This window comes from Pseudomonas sp. P8_241 (assembly GCF_034008315.1).
Taxonomy (GTDB): domain Bacteria; phylum Pseudomonadota; class Gammaproteobacteria; order Pseudomonadales; family Pseudomonadaceae; genus Aquipseudomonas.
Map to the genome: position 1 here is coordinate 2781394 of NZ_CP125377.1, position 23072 is coordinate 2804465.

The 23072-nt window shown below is 60.2% G+C and carries 23 protein-coding genes; 11 read left to right on the forward strand and 12 right to left on the reverse strand.

The features are described from left to right. Positions 1 to 2 precede the first annotated feature (2 nt). The 3 genes from glcE to QMK58_RS12770 form a co-directional block, all read right to left on the reverse strand. Positions 3 to 1067 (reverse strand): glycolate oxidase subunit GlcE, encoded by a 1065-nt coding sequence (gene glcE / locus QMK58_RS12760; RefSeq protein ID WP_053161072.1) that lies wholly within the window; start codon positions 1065 to 1067, stop codon positions 3 to 5. Beyond that, positions 1067 to 2566: a glycolate oxidase subunit GlcD gene (gene glcD, locus QMK58_RS12765; protein WP_053161071.1), complete on the reverse strand. Its 1500-nt coding sequence runs from the start codon at positions 2564 to 2566 to the stop codon at positions 1067 to 1069. Before glcD ends, glcE begins: the two co-directional genes overlap by 1 nt. Before the next feature lie 173 nt (positions 2567 to 2739). Then, positions 2740 to 4503, reverse strand: coding sequence for an L-lactate permease (locus QMK58_RS12770; protein WP_053161070.1), 1764 nt, complete (start codon positions 4501 to 4503; stop codon positions 2740 to 2742). A gap of 179 nt (positions 4504 to 4682) precedes the next feature. On the opposite strand from QMK58_RS12770, the gene QMK58_RS12775 reads away from it, so the two are divergent. The 3 genes from QMK58_RS12775 (at position 4683) to QMK58_RS12785 (ending at position 6679) form a co-directional block, all read left to right on the forward strand. Further along, complete coding sequence (locus QMK58_RS12775) at positions 4683 to 4919, forward strand: hypothetical protein (RefSeq protein WP_053161068.1); 237 nt, start codon at positions 4683 to 4685, stop codon at positions 4917 to 4919. A 322-nt stretch (positions 4920 to 5241) separates the two neighbouring features. Beyond that, positions 5242 to 6309 carry a hypothetical protein gene (locus tag QMK58_RS12780; protein ID WP_320396392.1) on the forward strand — a complete coding sequence of 356 codons (1068 nt, stop codon included), beginning with the start codon at positions 5242 to 5244 and terminating at the stop codon, positions 6307 to 6309. Between the two features lie 16 nt (positions 6310 to 6325). Next, on the forward strand, positions 6326 to 6679 hold the full coding sequence (locus QMK58_RS12785; protein ID WP_320396393.1) for a DUF1428 domain-containing protein: 354 nt from the start codon (positions 6326 to 6328) through the stop codon (positions 6677 to 6679). 14 nt (positions 6680 to 6693) lie between these two features. Here the strand turns inward: QMK58_RS12785 and QMK58_RS12790 are convergent, their stop codons facing one another. Further along, positions 6694 to 6888, reverse strand: a complete 195-nt coding sequence (locus tag QMK58_RS12790) for a hypothetical protein (RefSeq protein WP_053161061.1) — start codon at positions 6886 to 6888, stop codon at positions 6694 to 6696. 110 nt (positions 6889 to 6998) lie between these two features. Between QMK58_RS12790 and thpR the strand changes: the two genes are divergently transcribed. Further along, positions 6999 to 7538, forward strand: coding sequence for an RNA 2',3'-cyclic phosphodiesterase (gene thpR, locus QMK58_RS12795; protein WP_320396394.1), 540 nt, complete (start codon positions 6999 to 7001; stop codon positions 7536 to 7538). Between the two features lie 124 nt (positions 7539 to 7662). On the opposite strand, the gene QMK58_RS12800 is transcribed toward thpR, so the two are convergent. From QMK58_RS12800 to QMK58_RS12820, 5 genes are all read right to left on the reverse strand, one after another. After that, positions 7663 to 8760 (reverse strand): polyamine ABC transporter substrate-binding protein, encoded by a 1098-nt coding sequence (locus QMK58_RS12800; protein ID WP_053161057.1) that lies wholly within the window; start codon positions 8758 to 8760, stop codon positions 7663 to 7665. A gap of 141 nt (positions 8761 to 8901) precedes the next feature. Continuing rightward, positions 8902 to 9786, reverse strand: coding sequence for an ABC transporter permease subunit (locus tag QMK58_RS12805; protein ID WP_320396395.1), 885 nt, complete (start codon positions 9784 to 9786; stop codon positions 8902 to 8904). Continuing rightward, positions 9783 to 10664: an ABC transporter permease subunit gene (locus QMK58_RS12810; protein WP_413817426.1), complete on the reverse strand. Its 882-nt coding sequence runs from the start codon at positions 10662 to 10664 to the stop codon at positions 9783 to 9785. The genes QMK58_RS12805 and QMK58_RS12810 overlap by 4 nt, the downstream gene beginning before the upstream one ends. 29 nt (positions 10665 to 10693) lie before the next feature. Further along, complete coding sequence (gene potA, locus QMK58_RS12815; protein WP_053161052.1) at positions 10694 to 11836, reverse strand: polyamine ABC transporter ATP-binding protein; 1143 nt, start codon at positions 11834 to 11836, stop codon at positions 10694 to 10696. Between the two features lie 348 nt (positions 11837 to 12184). Next, complete coding sequence (locus QMK58_RS12820) at positions 12185 to 12946, reverse strand: gamma-glutamyl-gamma-aminobutyrate hydrolase family protein (protein WP_053161050.1); 762 nt, start codon at positions 12944 to 12946, stop codon at positions 12185 to 12187. Positions 12947 to 13229: 283 nt separating this feature from the next. Between QMK58_RS12820 and QMK58_RS12825 the strand changes: the two genes are divergently transcribed. The 5 genes from QMK58_RS12825 to QMK58_RS12845 all read left to right on the forward strand — a co-directional run bounded on the left by QMK58_RS12825 (position 13230) and on the right by QMK58_RS12845 (position 19073). Beyond that, positions 13230 to 14606 carry a glutamine synthetase family protein gene (locus QMK58_RS12825; protein WP_053161048.1) on the forward strand — a complete coding sequence of 459 codons (1377 nt, stop codon included), beginning with the start codon at positions 13230 to 13232 and terminating at the stop codon, positions 14604 to 14606. Between the two features lie 209 nt (positions 14607 to 14815). Continuing rightward, positions 14816 to 16306 (forward strand): aldehyde dehydrogenase, encoded by a 1491-nt coding sequence (locus QMK58_RS12830; protein ID WP_053161047.1) that lies wholly within the window; start codon positions 14816 to 14818, stop codon positions 16304 to 16306. Between the two features lie 52 nt (positions 16307 to 16358). After that, positions 16359 to 17642, forward strand: a complete 1284-nt coding sequence (locus QMK58_RS12835; RefSeq protein WP_053161045.1) for an NAD(P)/FAD-dependent oxidoreductase — start codon at positions 16359 to 16361, stop codon at positions 17640 to 17642. A 317-nt stretch (positions 17643 to 17959) separates the two neighbouring features. Next, entirely contained in the window at positions 17960 to 18508 is a 549-nt protein-coding gene (locus tag QMK58_RS12840) for a cupin domain-containing protein (RefSeq protein ID WP_053161042.1), read from the forward strand. A 352-nt stretch (positions 18509 to 18860) separates the two neighbouring features. After that, positions 18861 to 19073 carry a hypothetical protein gene (locus tag QMK58_RS12845; protein ID WP_320396397.1) on the forward strand — a complete coding sequence of 71 codons (213 nt, stop codon included), beginning with the start codon at positions 18861 to 18863 and terminating at the stop codon, positions 19071 to 19073. 89 nt (positions 19074 to 19162) lie between these two features. Here QMK58_RS12845 and QMK58_RS12850 read toward each other — a convergent pair whose 3' ends face one another. Next, entirely contained in the window at positions 19163 to 19381 is a 219-nt protein-coding gene (locus QMK58_RS12850) for a PLD nuclease N-terminal domain-containing protein (protein WP_053161039.1), read from the reverse strand. A 70-nt stretch (positions 19382 to 19451) separates the two neighbouring features. Beyond that, a complete protein-coding gene (locus tag QMK58_RS12855; protein WP_320396398.1) occupies positions 19452 to 20360 on the reverse strand; it encodes an alpha/beta hydrolase in 909 nt (302 codons plus the stop codon). Positions 20361 to 20520: 160 nt separating this feature from the next. Here QMK58_RS12855 and QMK58_RS12860 point away from each other — a divergent pair, with 160 nt between their 5' ends. After that, the gene (locus QMK58_RS12860) at positions 20521 to 20964 is read left to right on the forward strand and encodes an anti-virulence regulator CigR family protein (protein WP_053161034.1); all 444 of its coding nucleotides are present in this window, start codon (positions 20521 to 20523) and stop codon (positions 20962 to 20964) included. A 119-nt stretch (positions 20965 to 21083) separates the two neighbouring features. Further along, a complete protein-coding gene (locus QMK58_RS12865) occupies positions 21084 to 21557 on the forward strand; it encodes a hypothetical protein (RefSeq protein WP_053161032.1) in 474 nt (157 codons plus the stop codon). A gap of 137 nt (positions 21558 to 21694) precedes the next feature. On the opposite strand, the gene QMK58_RS12870 is transcribed toward QMK58_RS12865, so the two are convergent. Continuing rightward, positions 21695 to 23068, reverse strand: coding sequence for a DUF1329 domain-containing protein (locus QMK58_RS12870; protein WP_053161030.1), 1374 nt, complete (start codon positions 23066 to 23068; stop codon positions 21695 to 21697). Positions 23069 to 23072: the final 4 nt, after the last annotated feature.

Here is a 23072-nt window from a genome sequence, read left to right on the forward strand (position 1 = left end):
GTTCAAAGCTCCGCGTACAAGCGTCCGGGATTGAAAATGCCCTGGGGGTCGAGTTGTTGTTTCAGGCTGCGGTGGTAGCGCATCAGTGCCGCGGGCAACGGCTGGAAGGGAGAATCGGTCAGACCATGGCTGAAGCCGGTGACATGGCCGCCAACCTCTTCGACGACCTTGCGAATGAACGTCACTTCGGCGTCGGATTTCAACCAGCGCTGCGCGCCGCCCCAGTCGATCAACTGGCGACCGGGCAGCGACAGGCGCGGTGAGTTGTGCGGCACGGACAAACGCCAAAGCGGCTGGTCCTCATCGAAGAAGCTCAAGCGATGTTCGTTGAGATCGTCCCAAAACATGCCGTCCAGACGCTCACCGCCCAGGCGGTCATGGGCCGCCGCCACCGAACCTTCGCCGCCTTCAAAGCGCAGGTGCAAGCGTTTGCCATCATGGCACGCCGCGCTGATCGGCAACGGTTGCTGACCCCATTGCGCCAAACGGCGCAGCGCGAGTTCGCTGTCCATGTCGAGGCTGATGCTCAAGGTCTGCCGAGGTTTGGGCAGTACCTTCAAAGAGACCTCGGTGATCACTCCGAGGCAGCCGAAACTGCCGGCCATCAAGCGTGACAGGTCGTAGCCGGCGACGTTTTTCATGACTTCGCCGCCGAATCGTAACAACTTGCCCTGACCGGTGATGACCCGGGTGCCAAGGACGAAGTCGCGTACCGAACCTGACCACGGCCGCCGAGGCCCCGACAGTCCGCAGGCGATCATGCCGCCGAGGGTGGCGCTCTCGCCGAAGGACGGCGGTTCACAGGGCAGCATCTGTTGCGCGGCGTCCAGCACCTCAGCCAGTTCCGACAACAGCGTGCCGCAGCGGGCGGTGATCACCAGTTCGGTCGGGTCGTAGCTGACGATGCCCCGGTGCGAACGGGTATCGAGGATCTCGCCGGCCGTGGTGCGCCCGAGAAAGCCCTTGCTGTTGGAGCCCTGGATGCGCAGGGGCGTGGCGTTTTCCAGGGCCAGATTGACCTGTTCCAGCAGCAGGGCGCTGTCATCGAAATCCTCAGTGCTGCGCATCAGAAACGCTCCAGCTCAGGGAAGGGCAACTGACCGCCGTGCACGTGCAATGCGCCAAACTCGGCGCAGCGGTGCAGGGTCGGGATGTTCTTGCCGGGGTTGAGCAAACCGCCCGGATCGAAGGCGGCTTTGACCGCATGGAACACCGTCAGCTCGTCGCTGTTGAACTGCGCGCACATTTGATTGATTTTCTCGCGTCCCACGCCGTGCTCACCGGTGATGCTGCCACCGACCTTTACGCACAACTCCAGAATCTTGCCGCCCAGGTTTTCGGCGCGTTCCAGTTCGCCCGGTTGATTGGCATCGAACAGAATCAAGGGGTGCATGTTGCCGTCGCCGGCATGGAACACGTTGGCCACACGCAGGCCGTACTCGTTCGACAGTTCGGCGATGGCGTGCAGCACGCCGGGCAGCTCGCGGCGGGGGATGGTGCCGTCCATGCAGTAATAGTCCGGCGAGAGGCGGCCAACGGCCGGGAAGGCATTTTTGCGTCCGGCCCAGAACCGCACGCGCTCGGCTTCATCCCTGGCCTGGCGCAACTCGGTCGCGCCCGCCCGTAGCAGCACCTCGCGCACCCGGTCGCAGTCATCCGCGACATCGGCTTCAACGCCGTCAAGTTCGCAGAGCAGAATGGCTTCGGCGTCGACCGGATAACCGGCATGGATGAAATCTTCGGCGGCGCGGATGGCCAGGTTGTCCATCATTTCAAGGCCTCCGGGGATGATTCCGGCGGCAATGATGTCGCCGACGGCGCGTCCGGCCTTTTCCACGGAGTCGAATGCCGCCAGCAGCACTTTGGCGGTCTGCGGTTTGGGCAAGAGCTTGACCGTGACTTCGGTGATCACCCCGAGCATGCCTTCGGAACCGGTGAACAACGCGAGCAGGTCGAACCCAGGTGAGTCCAGGGCATTGGAGCCCAGGCTCAAGTGCTCGCCCTCCACGGTGAGAATGTCGACCTTCAATACGTTGTGCACGGTCAGGCCGTACTTCAGGCAATGCACGCCACCGGCGTTTTCCGCGACGTTGCCGCCGATGGAACAGGCGATCTGCGATGAAGGGTCCGGCGCGTAATACAGGCCGAACGGCGCGGCGGCCTGGGAAATCGCCAGGTTACGCACGCCCGGCTGGACTCGCGCGGTGCGGGCCGCGGGATCGATGTGAAGGATGTTGTTGAAGCGCGCCATCACCAGCAACACGCCTTTTTCCAGCGGCAATGCACCGCCGGACAAGCCGGTGCCGGCACCCCGGGCGACCACCGGCACGCGCATTTCGTGACAGATACGCAGCACGCCCTGCACCTGGGCAATGTCCCGTGGCAGCACCACCAGCATCGGCGTGGTGCGGTAAGCGGACAGACCGTCGCATTCGTACGGCTTGAGCTCTTCCTTCTGGTGCAGGACTTCCAGTTCCGGCCACTGCGTGTGCAAGGCCAGCAGCAGCGTGGTTTTGTCGACGTCCGGCAAGGCGCCGTCAACCCGTTCATCGTAGAGAATGTTCATCGCTTCACGACACTCGCAGATGCCACTGACGTTAATGATTGGCCCGGAACGGTCCGCTGTCCATGGCTCGTTTGATCGTTGGATACGTCTGATCGCTAATTAACTCTGTGCAAAAAGCACCGACGCCCGGGCAGTGAGCCCGGGCGTGGAAAAGGGTGTACACAAAGAGCGACTCAATGCCCGCCCACCACCATATTGCTGAACGGCGCGACGTAGGCCTGCAATGTCACCAACCCGCCGACCAGGATCGCCAGCACGATGGAGTGGAAGAACACATAACGCAGGATTTCCCCTTCATGCCCGTACCAGCGGGTGGCGGTGGAGGCAACCACGATCGACTGGGCGTCGACCATCTTGCCCATGACCCCGCCGGAACTGTTGGCTGCGGCCATCAATACCGGACTGAGGCCCAACTGCTCGGCGGTGACCCGCTGCAAACCGCCAAACAACACGTTGGAGGCGGTGTCCGAGCCCGTCAGCGCCACGCCAAGCCAGCCCAGTAACGTCCCGAACATGGGGTAGAAAATCCCCGTCGCGGCGAAGGCCAGGCCCATCGTGGCGTCCAGCCCGGAGTAACGCGTGAGGAAGCCGAGGGCGAGCATCGCGGTGATGGTGATCAATGAGTAGCGCACCACCCACAGGGTTCGCAGGTATTGGTGGATCAGTTGTGGGATGGAGTAACCCATCAACAGGCCACCGACGATCGCGGCCAGCAGGATGCCGCTGCCGGTCGCGGTGAACCAGGTGAACTTGTACACCGCTTCTTCGACTTTCGGCGCAGGCACCACCGGCGGTACTTTCTCGATCTGCTGGTGGATGGTGGTGAACGTCAGGACCGGAGCGAACACAGGGTTGGCTTCGCGCAGCGGTTTGCCCTGAGGGTCGAGCCTGGCTGCGCTCGTGGCCGGATCAATCGCCGGGCGGGTGTCGAACAGATTCTTGAAGCTTTGGGTGCCCCAGGCGAAGACGAACACCGTGAGGATGATCCACGGCAACCATGCACGTCTGACGGCTTTTTTCGAGTCGCTGGAAAACGCGGCGGTCGGCTCGGATGTGTTTTCATATTCGGCATCGATTTTCGAGTCGTCGACCCGCCCGGTCAGGGCGGCGGAGGTGTGTACGGTGGCCGGTTTCCAGACTTTCAGGAAACCGGTCAGGCAGGCCATGGAAATCAGCGCGGCAATCACGTCCACCAGCATCGGCCCGTGATAGTTGGACACGAGGAACTGCGGAATGGCAAAGCTGACGCCCGCCACCAGGATCGCCGGCCAGATTTCCAGCATCTTGCGCCAGCCAGCGAAGGCCCAGATCAACCAGAACGGTACGATCACCGAGAAAAATGGCAGTTGCCGACCGACCATCATCGACAATTCCATCTCATCCAGCCCAGTGACCTTGGCCAACGTAATGATCGGTGTACCCAGGGCGCCGAACGCCACTGGCGCAGTGTTGGCGATCAACGCCAGGCCCGAGGCGGCCAACGGCGAGAAACCCAGGCCGATCAGAATTGCCCCTGTCACCGCCACGGGCGTACCGAAGCCCGCCGCGCCTTCGAAAAAGGCACCGAAGCAGAAGGCGATCAGCAGCAATTGCAGGCGCCGATCGTCGGTGATGCGCGCCAGGGAATCCTGCAGCACTTTGAACGAGCCGTTCTCGGTGGTCAGCCGGTGCAGGAAGATGATGTTCAACACAATCCAGCCAATCGGCAGCAAACCGTTGGCAGCGCCGTACAGCGCCGCCGAGCCCGCCATGCTCGCCGGCATGCCGAACGCAAAGATCGCGATGATCAATGCCGAGCCCAGTGCGAGCAACGCCGCCAGGTGTGCCTTGACATGGAAGAACGCCAACGACGCCAGCATCACCACCACCGGCACGGCGGCCATGAGGGTTGAAAGGACCGGGCTATTGAACGGATCGTAGATTTGCTGCCAAACCATGTTCCACCTCTGCTTTTTATTGTTGGACGTGCAGACCCCGGGGGGGCGGTGGCTTGTAGTATAGGTGGCATTACGCCGCTGTCAGGTAAGGCCTCTGGTCTCGACAAACAGCGCTTTTCGACAGGCTGAACTAGCATGGCCAGTAGGGTTTTGAAACCAGCCTGGGGAGGAACGCAGCCATGACCGAGCGCCATGTGGAACACAAGGAAACGCTGTCGAACGGATGCAGTATCAAAGTCAAAGCCGAGATCCTGAAGGACGGCTCGCTGGGAATGTTCATCGGTGTTTACCGGCCGGACGGCACGGTCATCGATGAGAACCACGATCCGAGACCCCACATGCTGGACATGGAAGCTGCGATGGATTGGGGCATCGACATCGCCAAGGGCATCGGCAACAGCCAGCGAACGCTGTGACATGCGGGGCAGGTTTTTAACCGGGTCCGACACCATTGCCGAATGTGCGGTTTCCCACCGACTGGCAAAAAACTCACTAACGACCGCGAGCTCTTTGATGAGTCAGGCGACTGATCGACCCGCCACCGACGTACGGGCGAGAGAATAGGCTCGCGCAGTGGTCACACCTATTGAATCAGCCCGATACCTTGTAAGAGCCGGACTTGCCCGCAAAGGCAACCAGTTTGCCGAGGAGTGGGCAAACGCTGCCACCTATACTCAGATCAGGGCCTTTTTGCGCGTCGAGCATATCGTTCGGCGCAGACTTTAGAGAATCGCGATCTTGGACCTGCGTTCGCTGATCGTCGTCGTGCTACTGGTGTTGGCGGGTTGCGCCACGCCTGAGCGCGCCCCTGTACAACAAGCGGCCCCCGTCTTCGTTTCCCCCGATACCTGGCAACAAGTGGATCGAGAAATTGTCGATGCGTCAAAATCCGCGACCGAGCAGACCAAAATCTATGCGCACGGTGCCATGGATTACTGGCGCACACGGGTTTATCAACTGACCGAAGAGAATTTCATCCCCTGGTTCAGCAGTTACTGGACCCAGGAATGGATCTCGATGAAAGTCAGCTGGTACACCCTCAGTTCCGAGGGGGAGCAGGATGCGTCCGCCAAACGGCTGGCGGCCTATCTGCTGGAGGCGTATCAGGAAAAGGTACTGGCCCCGGTGGCGCTGGAGATTGATCCCGATGCGATCCTGGGCAATGCCTCGGCGTTCTATGTGGACATTCTCAAGGAAGAACTTCAGAAAATTTCCAAGCGCCACGGCGTGCCGATGGCCCAACTGAACGGCCGAATCCAGAAAGTCCCCGCCATAGCGCTCGGGCCACCGGCGGCGCGCAATGCCTCGCTGTACCAGGTGATGCGCACCGAGCCATTGAATACGTTGCCGGCGTACGCGGCGTTGATCGATAAAATCCATAAGGCCGGGGGGAGCAAGGGCGTCGACTCGACCGATACTGCGATGGCTCCGGTCGCCAAGCGCGCCAGCCAGCAGATAGAGGCCGAGATGGCCCCGCGTGGGGCCGCCAGCGCCGTGGCCGCAGCCGCAGGGAAACTCGCTGGTGGCTTGATCACCGTTGGCGTGGCGGGCATTCGCGCAATCATTCGAGCCAACGACCGACCCGACAGCGAGGCGCTGATCCGCAGCAGTCTGGGCAACACCTTCGACAAGGCCTGGACGAAACTGGTGCAGAACCCGACCAGCGGTGTGATGGCCGGCACGTTGTATATGGCGGGGCAGATCGAAGGCAACCTGGCGGTCACTGATCAACCGCCGGTCGGCTTGAGTGCCGGCGCTGTCGATTGGAGTCCGGTGCCATCGACTACCCAACAGAACACCCCATGACCGAAGGAGAACACTCATGTCTTACGTTGATGGATTCATCGCGGCGGTACCCACCGCCAATCGCGCGCAATACCTGAAGCACGCCGAAATCGCCGCGCAGATCTTCAAGGAAAACGGTGCACTGGAAGTGGTCGAGTGCTGGGGCGATGATGTGCCGCAAGGCAAGGTCACCTCGTTCCCGCTGGCGGTCAAACTCAAGGAAGACGAAACCGTGGCGATGGGCTGGATCATCTGGCCGGACAAGGAGACCCGTAACGCCGCAATGGACAAGATGATGCAGGACCCGCGCATGCAGCCGGACGTCAATCCCATGCCGTTTGACGGTCAGCGCATGGTGTTCGGCGGGTTTGAAATACTCCTCAAGGCCTGACGCCAGCCACAGGGTCACTCCGCTGTCGGGGTGATCCTGCAACTTTTACGCTGGCGGATTTCTTCGTCCGTCGGACGCTCGCGAATGAATTCGAAACGTGGCTCACCTTCGCTGTAATGCACCAGCCAGCCCCATTCCAGCGTGAGCTCGTCCTGTCCGGGCGTGGGTGGCATGGCCCACCATGGCTCTTTGCTGATGATCTGTCGCATGGCCCCCTCCGCGTGATTCGCCTGCTTGAACTATAACGTGCATGCCGCAAGGTGCCAGAAACCCGCTGGCCGGATGTAGACTCCAAAGATTCCCGCAAGAGAAGCCCGGCATGAATGACGAATCGCGCGAACCGTTCAAGCGGCTGTTCTTTGCCCTCGATTGCCCGCCGGCGCAGCGCAAGGCAATCGCCCAATGGCGCAGCGCCCTGCAACTGCGCAGCGGAAGACCGGTGCCTGCGGACAATTTTCACCTGACATTGAAGTTTCTCGGTTCGATCGCCACCGCGCAGATCGCGGATATCTGCGAGGCTGCGGCGGCGGTACGCACCTCGACCGGTCGCTTGACCGTGACGCTTGATCGACTGGATGTCTGGCGCAGGGCAGGGGCGCTGGTAATGGTGCCGGAACAGACCCCACCGGGTTTGTTGCGTCTGGTGTATGACCTTGAGCAGGCGTTGTTGCCGTTTGCCCTGGAGGATGCGCCACGGGAATACCGTCCGCATCTGACGCTGGCCCGTGACTTTCGTGCGCCTGTTCCCGAGTCCACCTCGGCGCCGGAATTCTTCCTGCGTGCCGATCGGTTCACCTTGTTCGAATCGCACAAGGGACGCTACCGGGCACTGGCCGAGTGGCCGCTGGGTTCGGTGTGATCCAAAGCAAAAAAAGGCGCCCGAGGGCGCCGAAATTCACCTTGACCGAGGGAGCCAGGTGAGTGATGCAGCGGTGGTAAGGCGCTGCATGAATGTGCTCTGGCAGCTCCTACGCAAACGGTGGTTATTTACCCAACTTTACCTTGGTCCAACCGCGGGTCATGACCCGCTGCACGCCAATCGGCATGTCCGGAATTGCATACAGCGTCGCCATCACGTCCTGGGACGGGTACGAACCGGGGTCGTTGCGGATCGCTTCATCCACCAGCGGCGTGGCCGCCAGGTTGGCGTTGCTGTAGCCGATGTTGTTGGTGATCTCGGCGATGATGTCCGGGCGCATCAGGAAGTTCATGAACAGGTACGCTTCCTCGACGTTCGCCGCGTCACGCGGGATGGCGACCATGTCGTAGAAGCTGCCGGCGCCTTCCTTCGGAATGCTGTAGTCGATCTTCACTTTGTCGCCGGCTTCCTCGGCGCGGGCCTTGGCTTGCAGCACATCGCCGGAGTAACCGACGGCGACGCAGATATTGCCGTTGGCCAGGTCGGAGATGTACTTGGACGAGTGGAAGTAGGCCACCGACGGACGGATCTTCATGAACAGCGCTTCGGCTTCGGCGATGTGCGCCTTGTCCTGATCGTTCACCGGGTAGCCCAGGTAGTGCAGGGCGGCCGGGATCATTTCGGTGGGCGAATCGAGGAAACTGATGCCGCAGGCTTTGAGCTTTTCAGCGTTTTGTGGTTTGAACAGCAAGTCCCAGGAGTTGGTCGGTGCGTTGGCGCCGAGCACTTCCTTGACCTTTTGCGGGTTGAATCCGATGCCGATCGAGCCCCACATGTACGGGAACGCATGGGCGTTGTCCGGGTCGCTGGCGGACGCGTTTTTCAGCAGGACCGGATTGAGGTTTTTCCAGTTCGGCAGCTTTGACTTGTCCAGTTCCTGATAGACGCCGGCCTTGACCTGCTTGGCCAGGAAACTGTTGGACGGCACGACGATGTCATAGCCGGATTTGCCTGCCAGCAGGCGGGCTTCAAGGGTTTCGTTACTGTCGAACACATCGTAGGTCACGCGGATGCCGGTCTCGTCTTCGAACTTCTTGACGGTGTCCGGGGCAATGTAATCCGACCAGTTGTAGACGCGCAGAACCTTGTCATTGGCCTGGGCGCCGGAGGCAATCACGCCCAATAAGGACAGTGTCAGCAGAGTCCTGCCAAACATTTTCATCGGTACAACTCCATTTCTTTTTATATAAATCACAAAACCTGTGGCGAGGGAGGGTGCCCATCATCCTGTAGGAGCTGTCGAGTGCAACGAGGCTGCGATCTTTTAAAGGAAAGATCAAAAAATCGCAGCCTGCGGCAGCTCCTACGCGGTGGCCCCTGCCATTTGCTTTTGCGGTTGTTGCCAGGATTCGCTGGCGGTCTGGTCCATCGCTTCCTGGATCGCCCGTTTACGGCTGGCTTCGGCACGGCGGCTGAAGTACCAGACCATGAAGGTCACGATCGACACGGCCAACAGGATCAGGCTGGCCACGGCGTTGATCTCGGGTTTAACACCCAGTCGCACCGCCGAGAACACTTCCATCGGCAAGGTCGTGGAACCCGGACCCGAGACGAAGCTCGCCAGCACCAGGTCATCCAGCGACAGGGCGAACGACATCATGCCGCCGGCCGCCAGTGACGGCGCGATCATCGGAATGGTGATCAGGAAAAACACCTTGAACGGCTTGGCACCGAGGTCCATGGCCGCTTCTTCGATGGACAGGTCCAGCTCGCGAAGGCGGGCGGAGACGACCACCGCTACATAGGCGGCACAAAACGTGGTGTGGGCGATCCAGATCGTGACGATGCCACGCTCCATCGGCCAGCCGATCAGTTGCGCCATCGCCACGAACAGCAGCAACAGCGACAGACCGGTGATCACTTCAGGCATCACCAGCGGCGCGGTGACCAGACCACCGAACAGTGTGCGACCCTTGAAGCGCGTTACGCGGGTCAGCACGAACGCTGCCAAAGTACCCAGCGCGACGGCTGCAATCGCTGTGTAGCAGGCGATTTCCAGCGAGCGCACCACCGAACCCATCAGCTGTGAGTTGTCGAGCAAACCGGCGTACCACTTGAACGACCAGCCGCCCCACACCGTCACCAGCTTGGAGGCGTTGAACGAGTAGATCACCAGAATCAGCATCGGCAGGTAGATAAACGACAGGCCGAAAATCAGCATGAACTTTGAAAATTCGAAGCGTTTCATCCCCGTGCCTCCATCTCTTTGGCCTGGCTGCGGTTGAACAGCAGAATCGGCACAATCAGGATCAACAGCATCACCACCGCCAGGGCAGACGCCACCGGCCAGTCGCGGTTATTGAAGAACTCTTGCCACAGCACTCGGCCGATCATCAGGGTTTCCGGGCCACCCAGCAGTTCCGGAATCACGAACTCGCCGACCACCGGAATGAACACCAGCATGCAACCGGCGATGATGCCGTTCTTGGCCAGCGGCACGGTGATTTTCCAGAAACTGTTAAAAGTGCTCGAGCCCAGGTCCGACGCTGCTTCCAGCAGGCTCTGGTCGTGTTTGACCAGGTTGGCGTAGAGCGGCAGGATCATGAACGGCAGATACGCATACACCACGCCGATATACACGGCGGTATTGGTGTTGAGGATCTCGATCGGGTGGGAGGTCAGCCCGGTCCACATCAGGAAACCGTTGAGCAAACCGTTGTTGCTGAGGATGCCCATCCACGCGTAAACGCGGATCAGGATCGCGGTCCAGGTCGGCATCATGATCAGCAGCATCAAGACGTTTTGCGCTTCCTTGCTCGCCTTGGTAATGGCGTAGGCCATCGGGAAGCCGATCACCAGGCACATCAGCGTGCTGTACAGCGCGACCTTCAACGAACCGAGATAAGCCGAGAGATACAGCTCATCTTCGCCCAGCAAGGTGTAGTTGCCGATGTTGAGCAGCAGATTGAATTTCTGCTCGGCGAAGGTGTAGATCTCCGAGTAGGGCGGAATGGCCAGTGCGGCTTCCGAGAAGCTGATTTTCATCACCAGGAAGAACGGCAACATGAAGAACAGGCACAGCCATACGAACGGAATGCCGATGACCAGTTTTCGCCCACTGGGCACCAGGCGCAGCAATTGCTGATTGAAGGTTCTCATGCGCGCAGTACCACGCCGCTGTCGTCTTCCCACCATACGTAGACCTGATCGTCCCAGGTCGGACGGGCGCCACGGCGTTCGGCGTTGGCCATGAACGACTGCACGACTTTGCCGCCCGGCAGCTCGACGTAGAACACCGAGTGACCGCCGAGGTAGGCAATGTCATGCACTTTGCCGCTGGACCAGTTGTAACGGGTATCAGGCTTGGTGGTGCTGACCAACAGTTTTTCCGGGCGGATCGCGTAGGTGATCGACTTGTCCTGCACCGATGTGCTGACGCCATGACCCACGTAGATCTTCTGCTCCAGGTCCGGGCTGTGGATGATCGCGTGACCTTCCAGGTCTTCGATCACGGTGCCGTCGAAGGCGTTCACGTTGCCGATGAACTCGCAGACCATGCGGCTGACCGGCGCCTCGTAAATGTCCACCGGACTGCCGATCTGTGCGATCCAGCCCAGGTGCATGATTGCAATGCGCTGGGCCATGGTCATGGCCTCTTCCTGGTCGTGGGTCACCATCACGCAGGTCACGCCGACGCGCTCGATGATTTCCACCAGTTCCAGCTGCATTTGCGAACGCAGTTTTTTATCCAGTGCACCCATCGGTTCGTCGAGCAACAGCAGCTTTGGACGCTTGGCCAGGGAACGGGCCAGAGCCACGCGCTGACGCTGACCGCCAGACAGTTGATGGGGTTTGCGTTTGGCGTATTGGGTCATGTGCACCAGGCGCAGCATCTCTTCAACGCGGGCGTCGATTTCACTGGCGGGCAAACGGTCCTGCTTGAGGCCGAAGGCGATGTTCTGTGCCACGGTCATGTGCGGGAACAGGGCGTAGGACTGGAACATCATGTTGATCGGACGCTCGTACGGCGGCATGTCTGTGATGTCGACACCGTCGAGCAGAATCCGGCCTTCGGTCGGGCGCTCGAAACCGGCGAGCATGCGCAGCAGGGTCGATTTGCCCGAACCGGAGCCGCCGAGCAGGGCAAAGATTTCGCCCTGATGGATCTCCAGGGACACATCGTCCACCGCCGTGGTCTCGTCGAATTTCTTGGTGACGCGATCGACTTTCACCAACACCTTTTTCGGTGCCTGGTGACCCTCAAGAGCCTTCCTGTAGATGCTGGAGGCGTTTGCCATGTGAAACTCCCAACAGGTTTCAGTCGCCGGGCCAACGCGGCCCTGCTTAATAGTGGATTGCAAACCCGGGGCAGGTCCGCGCATTCCTCTGTAGGAGCGAGCCTGCTCGCGATGGTCGCCAACGATGACGCTGGCAGTCTGAATGCCCGCGGTGTCCGGACATCCATCGCGAGCAGGCTCGCTCCTACAGGGAATTGCGTGTCCCACCTCGGGTTAATTCGGCGCCGCCATCCTGGCTGCCTGGTCGTACTTGTTGTTATCGCAGTGTGTTGCTTGCGCGAGCGAGGCACGCAAAAGCGCCTGCCCGCTCGCACAGGGCAGTTAATCGTTGAACGTGGTTTGAGGCCGTCAGCTCGAGTGGCGCAGTGCCGCCCGTTGCCGACACGCATCGCCGAACGCCTGGAAAATCCTTAAATAAGGAGGGTTGTCCAGCACCTGCCATTCCGGGTGCCATTGCACGCCGAGGGCAAACGCTTTGCTGTGTTCGACGGAGATCGCCTCGATCAAGCCATCGGGGGCGACGGCTTCGGCGCGCAGGCCGGAAGCGAGGCGGTCGATGCCCTGACTGTGAATCGAATTGACCTGGAACACCGTCGGCAGATCCAGCGCTTCGAACACACCGCCGGGCTGCACGTCCACCGCATGGGCGGGAGCGTATTGCACGGCCAGGTCCGGATGGTTGGCTTCGCGATGATCGAGCATGCCAGGAAGCTCATGGACCTTCTGATGCAGGCTGCCACCAAACGCCACGTTCATTTCCTGGAAACCACGGCAGATGCCGAGGACCGGAACGCCGGCAGCGATGGCTGCGCGGATCAGGGGCAGGGTGGTGCGGTCCCGTTGCGGATCATGTTCCGTGCCGGGGGCGCTGGCCGGGCCTTGATAGTGGAAAGGTTCCACGTTCGACGGCGAGCCGGTCAGCAACAGACCGTCGAGCTGCGGCAGCAGGTCCTCGATTTCGATCAGGTCGCCCAGGGAAGGAATAACGACAGGCAGCCCCAGCGCCGCAACGCTGACAGCGCGAACGTACTTGTCGCCGCTGATGTGGTAGGGGTGCAGGCCAATCTGTTTGACGCAGGCTGTAACGCCGATCAATGGCTTGAATGCCATTTTTATCACCTCGAAGTTTCACACTTGAACGAGCTTTTCCGGAGCTTAGCCTTGTTGATTTTAATTAACAACTCTCATGTAAAAAATTCTAAACGCCACACGTCCGATCTTCAGGATCTACGCGTGTTTGAGGGTCTATCTGGCACTCTCGTCCCCCTGAGAGCCCCTAAAATAAACGTCGAAAGGCCAAGTGTTCGCTATTGACTTCACTTTGCCTTTCGGATTGACTGGGCTCGTGAAAGGGCGGTGAACATAATAATTAACAGTAAAAAATAGGTGCATCATGTCGGTCCCTCTGCGTACCGTTCAACTCAACGAAGCAAACGCATTCCTTAAGAAATATCCTGAGGTTTTGTACGTCGACCTTCTGATTGCGGATATGAACGGTGTGGTGCGCGGTAAGCGCATCGAACGCACCAGTCTTCATAAGGTTTACGAGAAAGGCATCAACCTGCCGGCGTCTCTGTTTGCTCTGGACATCAATGGTTCCACGGTGGAAAGCACCGGCCTGGGTCTGGACATCGGCGATGCCGACCGGATCTGCTACCCGATCCCCGGCACCTTGAGCATCGAGCCATGGCAAAAGCGCCCAACCGCGCAACTGCTGATGACCATGCATGAAATCGAAGGTCAGCCATTCTTCGCCGACCCGCGTGAAGTACTGGCCAATATCGTGCGCAAGTTCGACGACCTTGGCCTGACCATCTGCGCCGCGTTCGAGCTGGAGTTCTACCTGATCGACCAGGACAACGTGAACGGTCGCCCGCAATCGCCGCGTTCGCCGGTGTCCGGCAAGCGTCCGATGTCGACCCAGGTGTACCTGATCGACGACCTCGACGAATACGTCGACTGCCTGCAAGACATCCTCGAAGGCGCGAAAGAGCAGGGCATTCCTGCTGACGCCATCGTCAAGGAAAGCGCCCCGGCACAATTCGAAGTCAACCTGCACCACGTGGCCGATCCTATAAAGGCGTGCGACTACGCCGTCCTGCTCAAGCGTCTGGTGAAGAACATCGCCTACGACCACGAAATGGACACCACCTTCATGGCCAAGCCGTATCCGGGCCAGGCGGGTAACGGTCTGCACGTGCACATTTCGATTCTCGACAAAGAAGGCAACAACATCTTTGCCAGCGAGGATCCCGAGCAGAACGCCGCGCTGCGACACGCGATCGGCGGTGTGCTCGAGACCCTGCCGGCGCAGATGGCGTTCCTCTGCCCGAACGTCAACTCGTACCGTCGTTTCGGTGCACAGTTCTACGTGCCGAACTCGCCGAGCTGGGGCATCGACAACCGCACCGTGGCCGTGCGTGTACCGACCGGTTCGCCGGACGCCGTACGCATCGAACACCGCGTGGCCGGCGCCGATGCCAACCCGTACCTGTTGATGGCTTCTGTGTTGGCGGGCGTGCACCACGGCCTGACCAACAAAATCGAGCCGGGCGCTCCGGTTGAAGGCAACAGCTACGAGCAGAATGAACAGAGCCTGCCGAACAACCTGCGCGATGCACTGCGCGAGCTGGACGACAGCGACGTCATGGCCAAATACATCGACCCGATGTACATCGACGTGTTCGTGGCGTGCAAGGAAAGCGAGTTGGCCGAGTTCGAGAATTCCATCTCGGACCTTGAGTACAACTGGTACTTGCACACCGTCTGACGGCGTTGGCGGTGTACACAAATCTCGTGTGCGCCGCCAACCCTGTAGGAGCTGGCTTGCCAGCGATGGCGTCGTCACAGTCAACATTGATGACGTCTGATCCACCGCAATCGCTGGCAAGCCAGCTCCTACAGGGATCGCATTTCATTTTTTGATTGGGTGGGCATTCAGCCCGACGATCACCTATTCCCCTGCGTCGAGTCACAACCATGACAAACACTCGCAGCGATTGGGAGCAACGCTTCCAGTCCCTCTCTATTGAAGGTCGCGCCTTCATCGACGGCCAATATTGCACCGCCGCCGATGGCGCTACGTTTGAATGCATCAGCCCGGTGGACGGTCGCTTCCTGGCGAACGTCGCCAGTACCGACGAAGCCGACGCCAATGCGGCAGTCACTGTCGCGCGCCGCACCTTCGAGTCCGGCGTCTGGTCCAACCTGGCCCCGGCCGAGCGCAAACGCATCCTGATCCGTTTCGCCGACCTGATCCTGGCGAACCGGGAAGAACTGGCCCTGCTCGAAACCCTCGACATGGGCAAGCCGATCAGCGACTCCATGAGCATCGACATTCCGGCGACCGCCAACGCGATCCGCTGGACCGCCGAAGCCATCGACAAGATCTACGACGAAGTCGCCGCGACACCTCAGGACCAATTGGGCCTGGTGACCCGCGAAGCGGTCGGCGTGGTCGCGGCCATCGTGCCGTGGAACTTCCCGTTGATCATGGCCAGCTGGAAGTTCGCCCCGGCCCTGGCGATGGGCAACTCGTTCATCCTCAAACCTTCGGAAAAGTCGCCGCTGACCGCGATCCGCATCGCGCAATTGGCGCTGGATGCCGGCATTCCGAAAGGCGTGTTCAACGTACTGCCGGGCTACGGTCACACCGTCGGCAAGGCGCTGGCGTTGCACATGGACGTCGACGTGCTGGCCTTCACCGGCTCCACGGCGATTGCTAAACAACTGATGATCTATGCCGGCCAGAGCAACATGAAACGCGTCTGGGCGGAAGCGGGGGGCAAGAGCCCGAACGTAGTGTTCGCCGACGCACCGGATCTGCGTGCAGCCGCGCAGGCAGCGGCCAGCGGCATCGCCTTCAACCAGGGCGAAGTCTGCACCGCCGGTTCACGTCTGCTGATTGAGCGTTCGATCCGCGAGCAGTTCATTCCGTTGTTGGTCGAAGCGCTGCAAGCGTGGAAACCGGGGCACGCGCTCGATCCTGCAACCACCGTCGGCGCGGTCGTCGACCAGCGTCAACTGGACAACGTGCTGCGCTACATCGGCATCGGCAAAGCGCAAGGCGCCGAACTGATCGCGGGTGGCAACCGCACCCTCGAAGACACCGGTGGCCAGTACGTGGAACCGACGATTTTCGACGGCGTGACCAACGCCATGACCATCGCCCAGGAAGAAATCTTCGGCCCGGTTTTGTCGGTGATCACCTTCGACACGGCGGAAGAAGCCCTGGCGATTGCCAACGACAGCATCTTCGGCCTGGCCGCCGGTGTTTGGACCAGCAATCTGAGCAAGGCCCACACCTTCGCCCGTGGCCTGCGTGCCGGGAGTGTCTGGGTCAACCAGTACGACGGCGGCGACATGACCGCGCCGTTCGGCGGGTTCAAGCAGTCGGGTAACGGTCGGGACAAATCGCTGCACGCGTTCGACAAGTACACCGAACTCAAAGCGACCTGGATCAAGCTCTGATAACAATAAGGCGACGGTCGCCGACAGCTGTCGGTGGCCCTCGGAGAAATGTATGAAACAAACGCATGTAAACAGCTACTACGCCGCCACCCGCAACTTCACCGGTGATTTCCCTGTGCTGGAAGGTGCGGTGGATTGTGATGTCTGCGTGATCGGCGCCGGCTACACCGGCCTGTCCTCGGCCCTGTTCTTAGCCGAAGCGGGCTACAGCGTGACCGTACTCGAAGCGGCCAAGGTCGGTTTCGGCGCCAGCGGCCGCAATGGCGGTCAACTGGTCAACTCCTACAGCCGCGACGTCGATGTCATCGAAGAGCGCTACGGCGACAAAACTGCCGAAATCCTCGGCAGCATGATTTTCGAAGGCGCCGACATCATCCGTCAGCGCATACAGCACTACGACATCCAGTGCGATTACCGTCCCGGCGGCATCTTCGCGGCGATGAACAAGAAACAACTCAACGGCCTGGCCGAGCAGAAGAAGAGCTGGGAGCGCTACGGCAACAAGAGCCTGAAAATGCTCGACGCGGCTGATATCAAGCGCGAAGTCGGTTCCCAAGCCTACGTCGGCGGCCTGCTGGACATGCAGGGCGGCCACATTCACCCGCTGAACCTGGCCCTCGGCGAGGCTTCGGCGATCATCGGCCTTGGCGGCAAGATCTACGAACAATCGGCGGCGGTGGACATCACCTACGGTGAGCCGATCACCGTACGCACCGCAAAAGGTGTGGTAAAGGCCAAGTACCTGCTGATCGCCGGTAACGCGTACCTGCCGCAGGGCCTGGACAACCGCGTGACCAGCAAAAGCATGCCGTGCGGCTCGCAGATCGTCGTCACCGAGCCGTTGTCGGAGCAGCAAGCGCGTAGCCTGATCAAGAACAACTACTGCGTCGAAGACTGCAACTACCTGCTCGATTACTACCGCCTGACAGCGGACAACCGTCTGCTGTACGGCGGTGGCGTGGTCTACGGCGCCCGTGAACCGGACGACATCGAGCAACTGATCCGCCCGAAAATCCTCAAGACCTTCCCGCAATTGAAGGACGTGAAGATCGACTACCGCTGGACCGGCAACTTCCTGTTGACCATGTCACGCATGCCGCAATTCGGCCGTATCGAGAAAAACGCCTACTACATGCAAGGCTACAGCGGTCACGGCGTCACCTGTTCGCACCTGGCCGGCAAACTGATCTCGGAAATGATTCGTGGCGACGCTGAGCGCTTCGACGCGTTTGCCTCGCTGCCGCACATGCCGATGATCGGCGGGCGCACCTTCTCGGCACCGTTGACCGCTCTGGGCGCCGTGTACTACTCGCTGCGCGACCGTTTCGGTATCTAAGCGTTACCTCGCCGGCGGCTTCTGTGTAACAGGCGCCGCTGGTTTTTTATGCTTTTCCTGTGGGAGCCAGCCTGCTGGCGATGAGGCCATATCTGCCAAAATAGATGTCGCCTGACACACCGCTTTCGCCAGCAGGCTGGCTCCCACAGGTTGTGCGACTTCATGGCAAATGGCTATTTTTTCGGCCATTTATCGAACCTGCTGAGCATTACCAACAAACGTGATTTAATAGCCGCCTTTCACGTTTCCGGGACCGGAAAACGGCGTAAACCGCGCCTGCTCTCCACCCCTCCTTCAGGTTGGCGCATAAGGCTGTCATGGATACGGGCTCACGACTCAAATTAGTACGCGAAAGCTACAAACTGTCCCAGCGCGAGCTGGCGCGGCGTAGCGGCGTCACCAATGCCACCATCTCCCTGATCGAACAGAATCGGGTCAGTCCTTCCGTCAGCTCTCTGAAGAAACTGCTGGAGGGCATCCCCATGTCTCTGGCCGACTTCTTCACGTTCGACCAGCCGCCCCGCGAACATCAATACGTCTTCCGCAGCAGCGAGCAACCAGACCTCGGCCGCCACGGCCTGCGCCTGCTGCTGATCGGCGCCTCCGTACCGAGCCGCCAAATGCGTCTGCTGCGCGAACAATACGCGCCAGGTGCAAGCTCCGGAGAAGAGCCGATCGTGCATTCCGAGGGCGAGGAGTGCGGACTCGTCACGCGTGGCACCGTGGAATTGACCGTCGATGGCCAGATCAGCGTGCTCAACGCCGGGGACGGCTATTACTTCCCCACGACCTTGCCGCATCGCTTCCGCAACATCGGCCAGGATGAGGCGGAGATCATCAGCGCGAATACGCCGGCAAACTTCTGATTCCGACAGCAGCCCTTTGTGGGCAGCATTGCTCGTTGTCTGTTCAATCGATTTTTCAAGAGTGAAAAATGGCATTGACTGAGGAAAAACTGGTCGGCATTGCGATGACCAATCCTATCAACGCTGAAGTTATCTCGCGCTTGCCTTCACTCGGTCTGAGTCAATGACGGGACTTTAGTCGACCGTTCGTCCGCTGCCCCGCACCTTCTCGTGACCGTTTCTTCCAATGTTTTACCTACACTACGCAGGAAGAATCGACATGATGACTCACAAGGTGGTCGCGCTCGCGCTTGCGGCGTTTTTATCCAGCGGGTCGCTGTATGCGGTGGCTGCTGAAACGAGCTCTGGGGACATGACGTCCACCGATGGCAAAAGCCAGACGCGTGAACCGGCTCCCAAACCCACCAACGCCGATCCGGATGCGGCGGCGCTGCCTAAAGGGGCGGACGGCGGGACGACTGACAACGGTCCAATCCCTGCGGGGTCCAAGCCTGCGGGGGCCGGTCAGACCGGTAGCAGCAGCGGTGGATCGGGCGGCGGCGCGGGTGGCAGTGCTGGCGGGTAAAAATGTTGAGACGATCGAAAACCTGTGGCGAGGGAGCAAGTTTCCTCGCCACAGGTTGAGTATCGCTACAGGTAAAGTGTGTATTGCGCTTACTGCCGGGCCTGTGCCGACCGTGGGTTGTGAGCGATATGCCTGGGTCCCGCCAATGCCCACAAAATCAAACCAACCAACGGCACAAACACGATCACCACCATCCACACCCCTTTGGTACTCGCTTTGCCTTGGCTTTTGCGCACCCGATTGATTGCCCACAATTCGATGAGCAGCAGCACTGCCGCCAGTACGATCCAGATTGATACGTTTTGCATTCGCCACCTCCTGATAGTCCTTCAGTTAGGTGGATGCTCACTCGCAGGGTTCATTTAATTTGCGTCGCTGTCACTGGGCGATGAAATCCCGGACAACCTTGATCGTCTGTGTCGGCGCTTCTTCCATCAACCAATGCCCGGCGCCCGGAATCACCGCTTCGGTGACGTTATCCGCAGCATTGCGCATCACGATGGCTTCGTTGTTGCCGAAGGATTTTTCCCCGCCGATGGCCAGCACCGGCATGGTCAGACGCGTGGTCATGGTCGCCTTGTTGTCCAGTTCATCCTGGCGAATGCTGCGGAACTGGGCGAACGCCGCGTGCATGGCACCGGGGCGGGCGTAGAGTTTGGCGTAGTGTTGGCGGATGTCTTCATCGACCTTGGTGGGGTCACCGGCGAACTCGTTCCAGAAACGGTCCAGGTAAATGCGCTCGCGCCCGGCCACCAGGCGTTCCATGTCGGGGCCGCCGAAGTCGAAGTGCCACAGCATCGGCGAGCGAACGATGTCGTTCCACGGCGTGATGCCCGGCACCGGCGCATCCATCACCACCAGCCGATCCGTGCGTTGCGGATAACGCGCCGCGTAGGCGAAGGCGACCATGGTGCCGATGTCGTGGCCGATGACGATCGAGCGCTCGATCTTCAGTGCGCTCAGCACACCGCGAATGTCGGCTGCCTGGGTTTTCTTGTCGTAGCCACTGTCGGGAATGGACGACAAGCCCATGCCGCGAAGGTCCGGCACCACCACGGTGTGATCCCGCGCCAGATCCGCCGCCAACGGCGCCCACATGTCACCCGTATCGCCAAAACCGTGCAACAGCACCACCGCCGGGCCTTTGCCGCCGATGCGAACGTGCATCGTGACGCCGTCGACGGGAATGTCCTGAGTGCGGAATGCGTCCGGGAAAGGCGTCACCGCAGCGTTTGCCGGGAAATGCAGAGCGAGCATCGTGAGGGCGGTCAGCAGCATTCGGGTCATGGCGTTGTCTCCAGATGTGGTCGTGCAAGCGCTGAGTGCGTTTGACTCAAGACCCCGGTCGGATGAGAGTAGTCGGTTTAATGGGCGCTCACCGACGGAACCAACCTCACCAGGCGCGTCTAAATTTTCAGGGAATTCTCCCGCAACGAAGGAGCGACTCATGTCCAGATCCCGCCTATTGATCGCAGCCGCTACCTGCCTGGCACTGGCCTGCGGTTCCGTCACTGCATTGGCCGATCCCGGCAAGGGCCAGGGCAATGGGAAGGAACATGGCAACCAGGGCAGTCATGGAAACAAAAACAAGAACAGTGGCGCAGAGGACTGGAGCAATGGCCCGAGCGTCAATCGTGACAGCGTGTTCGGGATTATTGGCGGCAATCGGGATTACTGGAGCCCAGGTCCTGCGTTGCCACCGGGTATCCAGAAAAACCTCGCTCGCGGCAAACCGCTGCCGCCGGGCATCGCCAAGAAGCTGGACGGTCGGTTGATCGGCCGGTTGCCTCATTATGATGGCTACGAATGGCAGCAGGTCGGCACGGATCTGATCCTGGTTGCGCTGGCCACCGGGCTGATTTATGAAATTCTCGATGGGGCATTTGATTAACCTTCGAACGGCGGATTTCTCTGGTCGCCAACCCCGATCCGTCCGTCGAGGCACTTGAACTGTAAGGGCGAAATCGCGTCTTAAATCACGCGATATCAACCCCCCTTACGGAAGCGATCATGCTTTTAAAAAACAAGAGTCTCGTTGCAGTCCTGTCGTGCGCCCTGATGTTGGCAGCTGCCCCGTTGTTGCCTGATGGCCTGTCGATCATGGGCTCCGCCTACGCGAAAGATGGCGGTGGCGGTGGCGGTGGCGGTGGCAATGGCGGTGGAAACGGCGGCGGCAATGGTGGCGGCCATGGCGGTGGAATGGGCGGCGGCAATGGCAATGGCGGTGCGGGTCACTCCGGTGGCTCTGCCAGTAACGGTCACGGTAAAGGTTTGGCCAGCGACCACGCCGGAAAGTCTGTCCGCGACCATGGCGAAAGCGGGAACCACTACGGCAGTGATCGCAACAGCGATCGAGGTCATGGCACCACGACCTCCGGCGTCGCCCATTCCAAAGACACCCGCGGCCTGAGCAAGGCCACGGCGATCTCGGCTACAACCCCGGGTGATCACAACACCAAAGGGTTGAGCAAGACCGGTCATTGATTCAACGTTGCGAAATGATCCCCTGTAGGAGCGAGCATGCTCGCGATGGACTCAAGATCGCCACGATTAACCAGCACTACGCGTTATCGTTGGTGACCATCGCGAGCAAGCTCGCTCCTACAAGTCCAATGGCTGACTTACCGAATTCCTTCCTGGCGCAACGCCGCCGGGGTATAGCTCGCCGCCGACGCAGTCGCACCAAACGCGATGCTGCGTTTCTCCTCGTTTTTCAGCCCCAGTACTGAATAGCGGCCCGATTGCAGGTCGTACAGCGTTTCGGCGGTATAGCCGGGCACTTGCTTGTGATAGTACTGCTGGGCATGACCTTCACCCACGCGCCAGAGTTGGCCGCGCCCGTCGTAGTGATCCACCTCTGCCAATTGCCAGGTGTCTTCATCGAAGTACATGTGGCGTGTCGCATAGATGTGGCGTTCGCCCGGCTTGAGTTTGGCCACCACTTCCCAGACCCGGTGCAATTCATAGCGCGTCAGGTCCTGGTTGATGTGGCCCGCCTTGAGGATGTCGGCGTACTTGAGGTTCGGCGAGTCGAGTTTGTAGCTGTTGTAGGGGATGTACAGTTCTTTCTTGCCGACCAGTTCCCAGGTGTAGCGATCCGGTGCTCCGTTGAACATGTCGTAGTTGTCGGTGGTGGCCAGGCCGTCGGCAGCGGTGGCCGGACCGTCATAGGCCACTTGCGGCGCACGGCGCACGCGACGCTGGCCGGCGTTGTACAGCCAGGCTTCGCGAGGCTCTTTGACCTGGTCGATGGTTTCGTGGACCAGCAGCACGTTGCCAGCCAGCCGTGCCGGGCCGGTCACGCGCTGGATGAAGTAGAACAGTATGTTTTCCGCCTTGTCCTTGTCGAGGTCAGGCAGTTCGCGCGGATAGGAGATTTCATCCTCCAGTTGCACCATGTTGAAATCGCCGTTCGCCTGGGGCTGCACGCGGGTGGCCAGGCGATTGAGGTTACCGCCGCGATAGCGGGTCAGGTGGTTCCACAGCACTTCGACGCCGCTCTTGGGGATCGGGAACGCGTAGTACCGCGTGTCCGTGAACCCCGCCAGGCCATTACCGCCATCCACCTCTTCAGTCTTGACCGCACTGTTTTTGATCACCGAATAGATATCAGCCGGGGCTGCGGCCGTGCGGTGCGTGGGGTAGACCGGGATCTTGTAGGTGTCGGGGTAACGCTTGAACATCGCCAACTGCCCGGCGGACAGTTTGTCCTTGTACTTTTCGGCGTTGGCGGCAGTGATCACGAACAATGGTTTTTCGTTGGCAAACGGGTCACTCAAGAAGCCCTTACTGTCGACAGTGCCGGCACTGGTCGGCAATCCGCCGTTCCAGGCCGGGATGCTGCCGTCGGCGTTCCCGGCTTTTACCGCGCCGATGGGTGTGAGGGTAGTGCCCAGTTGCGCAGCTTCATCGGGAGAGACTTTGGCCATGACGGCGGTGGCCAACAGTGAAAGCGCGAGAGCGCCGGTTTGCAGCATCATTTTTGTTGTTGTCATGTGC

What these genes read in the sequence shown, in the direction of transcription:
- glcE (WP_053161072.1), bottom strand. Translation starts at nt 1,067, where the DNA reads ATGCGCAGCACTGAGGATTTCGATGACAGCGCCCTGCTGCTGGAACAG.
- glcD (WP_053161071.1), bottom strand. Translation starts at nt 2,566, where the DNA reads ATGAACATTCTCTACGATGAACGGGTTGACGGCGCCTTGCCGGACGTC.
- QMK58_RS12770 (WP_053161070.1), bottom strand. Translation starts at nt 4,503, where the DNA reads ATGGTTTGGCAGCAAATCTACGATCCGTTCAATAGCCCGGTCCTTTCA.
- QMK58_RS12775 (WP_053161068.1), top strand. Translation starts at nt 4,683, where the DNA reads ATGACCGAGCGCCATGTGGAACACAAGGAAACGCTGTCGAACGGATGC.
- QMK58_RS12785 (WP_320396393.1), top strand. Translation starts at nt 6,326, where the DNA reads ATGTCTTACGTTGATGGATTCATCGCGGCGGTACCCACCGCCAATCGC.
- QMK58_RS12790 (WP_053161061.1), bottom strand. Translation starts at nt 6,888, where the DNA reads ATGCGACAGATCATCAGCAAAGAGCCATGGTGGGCCATGCCACCCACG.
- thpR (WP_320396394.1), top strand. Translation starts at nt 6,999, where the DNA reads ATGAATGACGAATCGCGCGAACCGTTCAAGCGGCTGTTCTTTGCCCTC.
- QMK58_RS12800 (WP_053161057.1), bottom strand. Translation starts at nt 8,760, where the DNA reads ATGAAAATGTTTGGCAGGACTCTGCTGACACTGTCCTTATTGGGCGTG.
- QMK58_RS12805 (WP_320396395.1), bottom strand. Translation starts at nt 9,786, where the DNA reads ATGAAACGCTTCGAATTTTCAAAGTTCATGCTGATTTTCGGCCTGTCG.
- potA (WP_053161052.1), bottom strand. Translation starts at nt 11,836, where the DNA reads ATGGCAAACGCCTCCAGCATCTACAGGAAGGCTCTTGAGGGTCACCAG.
- QMK58_RS12820 (WP_053161050.1), bottom strand. Translation starts at nt 12,946, where the DNA reads ATGGCATTCAAGCCATTGATCGGCGTTACAGCCTGCGTCAAACAGATT.
- QMK58_RS12825 (WP_053161048.1), top strand. Translation starts at nt 13,230, where the DNA reads ATGTCGGTCCCTCTGCGTACCGTTCAACTCAACGAAGCAAACGCATTC.
- QMK58_RS12830 (WP_053161047.1), top strand. Translation starts at nt 14,816, where the DNA reads ATGACAAACACTCGCAGCGATTGGGAGCAACGCTTCCAGTCCCTCTCT.
- QMK58_RS12835 (WP_053161045.1), top strand. Translation starts at nt 16,359, where the DNA reads ATGAAACAAACGCATGTAAACAGCTACTACGCCGCCACCCGCAACTTC.
- QMK58_RS12840 (WP_053161042.1), top strand. Translation starts at nt 17,960, where the DNA reads ATGGATACGGGCTCACGACTCAAATTAGTACGCGAAAGCTACAAACTG.
- QMK58_RS12845 (WP_320396397.1), top strand. Translation starts at nt 18,861, where the DNA reads ATGACGTCCACCGATGGCAAAAGCCAGACGCGTGAACCGGCTCCCAAA.
- QMK58_RS12850 (WP_053161039.1), bottom strand. Translation starts at nt 19,381, where the DNA reads ATGCAAAACGTATCAATCTGGATCGTACTGGCGGCAGTGCTGCTGCTC.
- QMK58_RS12855 (WP_320396398.1), bottom strand. Translation starts at nt 20,360, where the DNA reads ATGACCCGAATGCTGCTGACCGCCCTCACGATGCTCGCTCTGCATTTC.
- QMK58_RS12860 (WP_053161034.1), top strand. Translation starts at nt 20,521, where the DNA reads ATGTCCAGATCCCGCCTATTGATCGCAGCCGCTACCTGCCTGGCACTG.
- QMK58_RS12865 (WP_053161032.1), top strand. Translation starts at nt 21,084, where the DNA reads ATGCTTTTAAAAAACAAGAGTCTCGTTGCAGTCCTGTCGTGCGCCCTG.
- QMK58_RS12870 (WP_053161030.1), bottom strand. Translation starts at nt 23,068, where the DNA reads ATGACAACAACAAAAATGATGCTGCAAACCGGCGCTCTCGCGCTTTCA.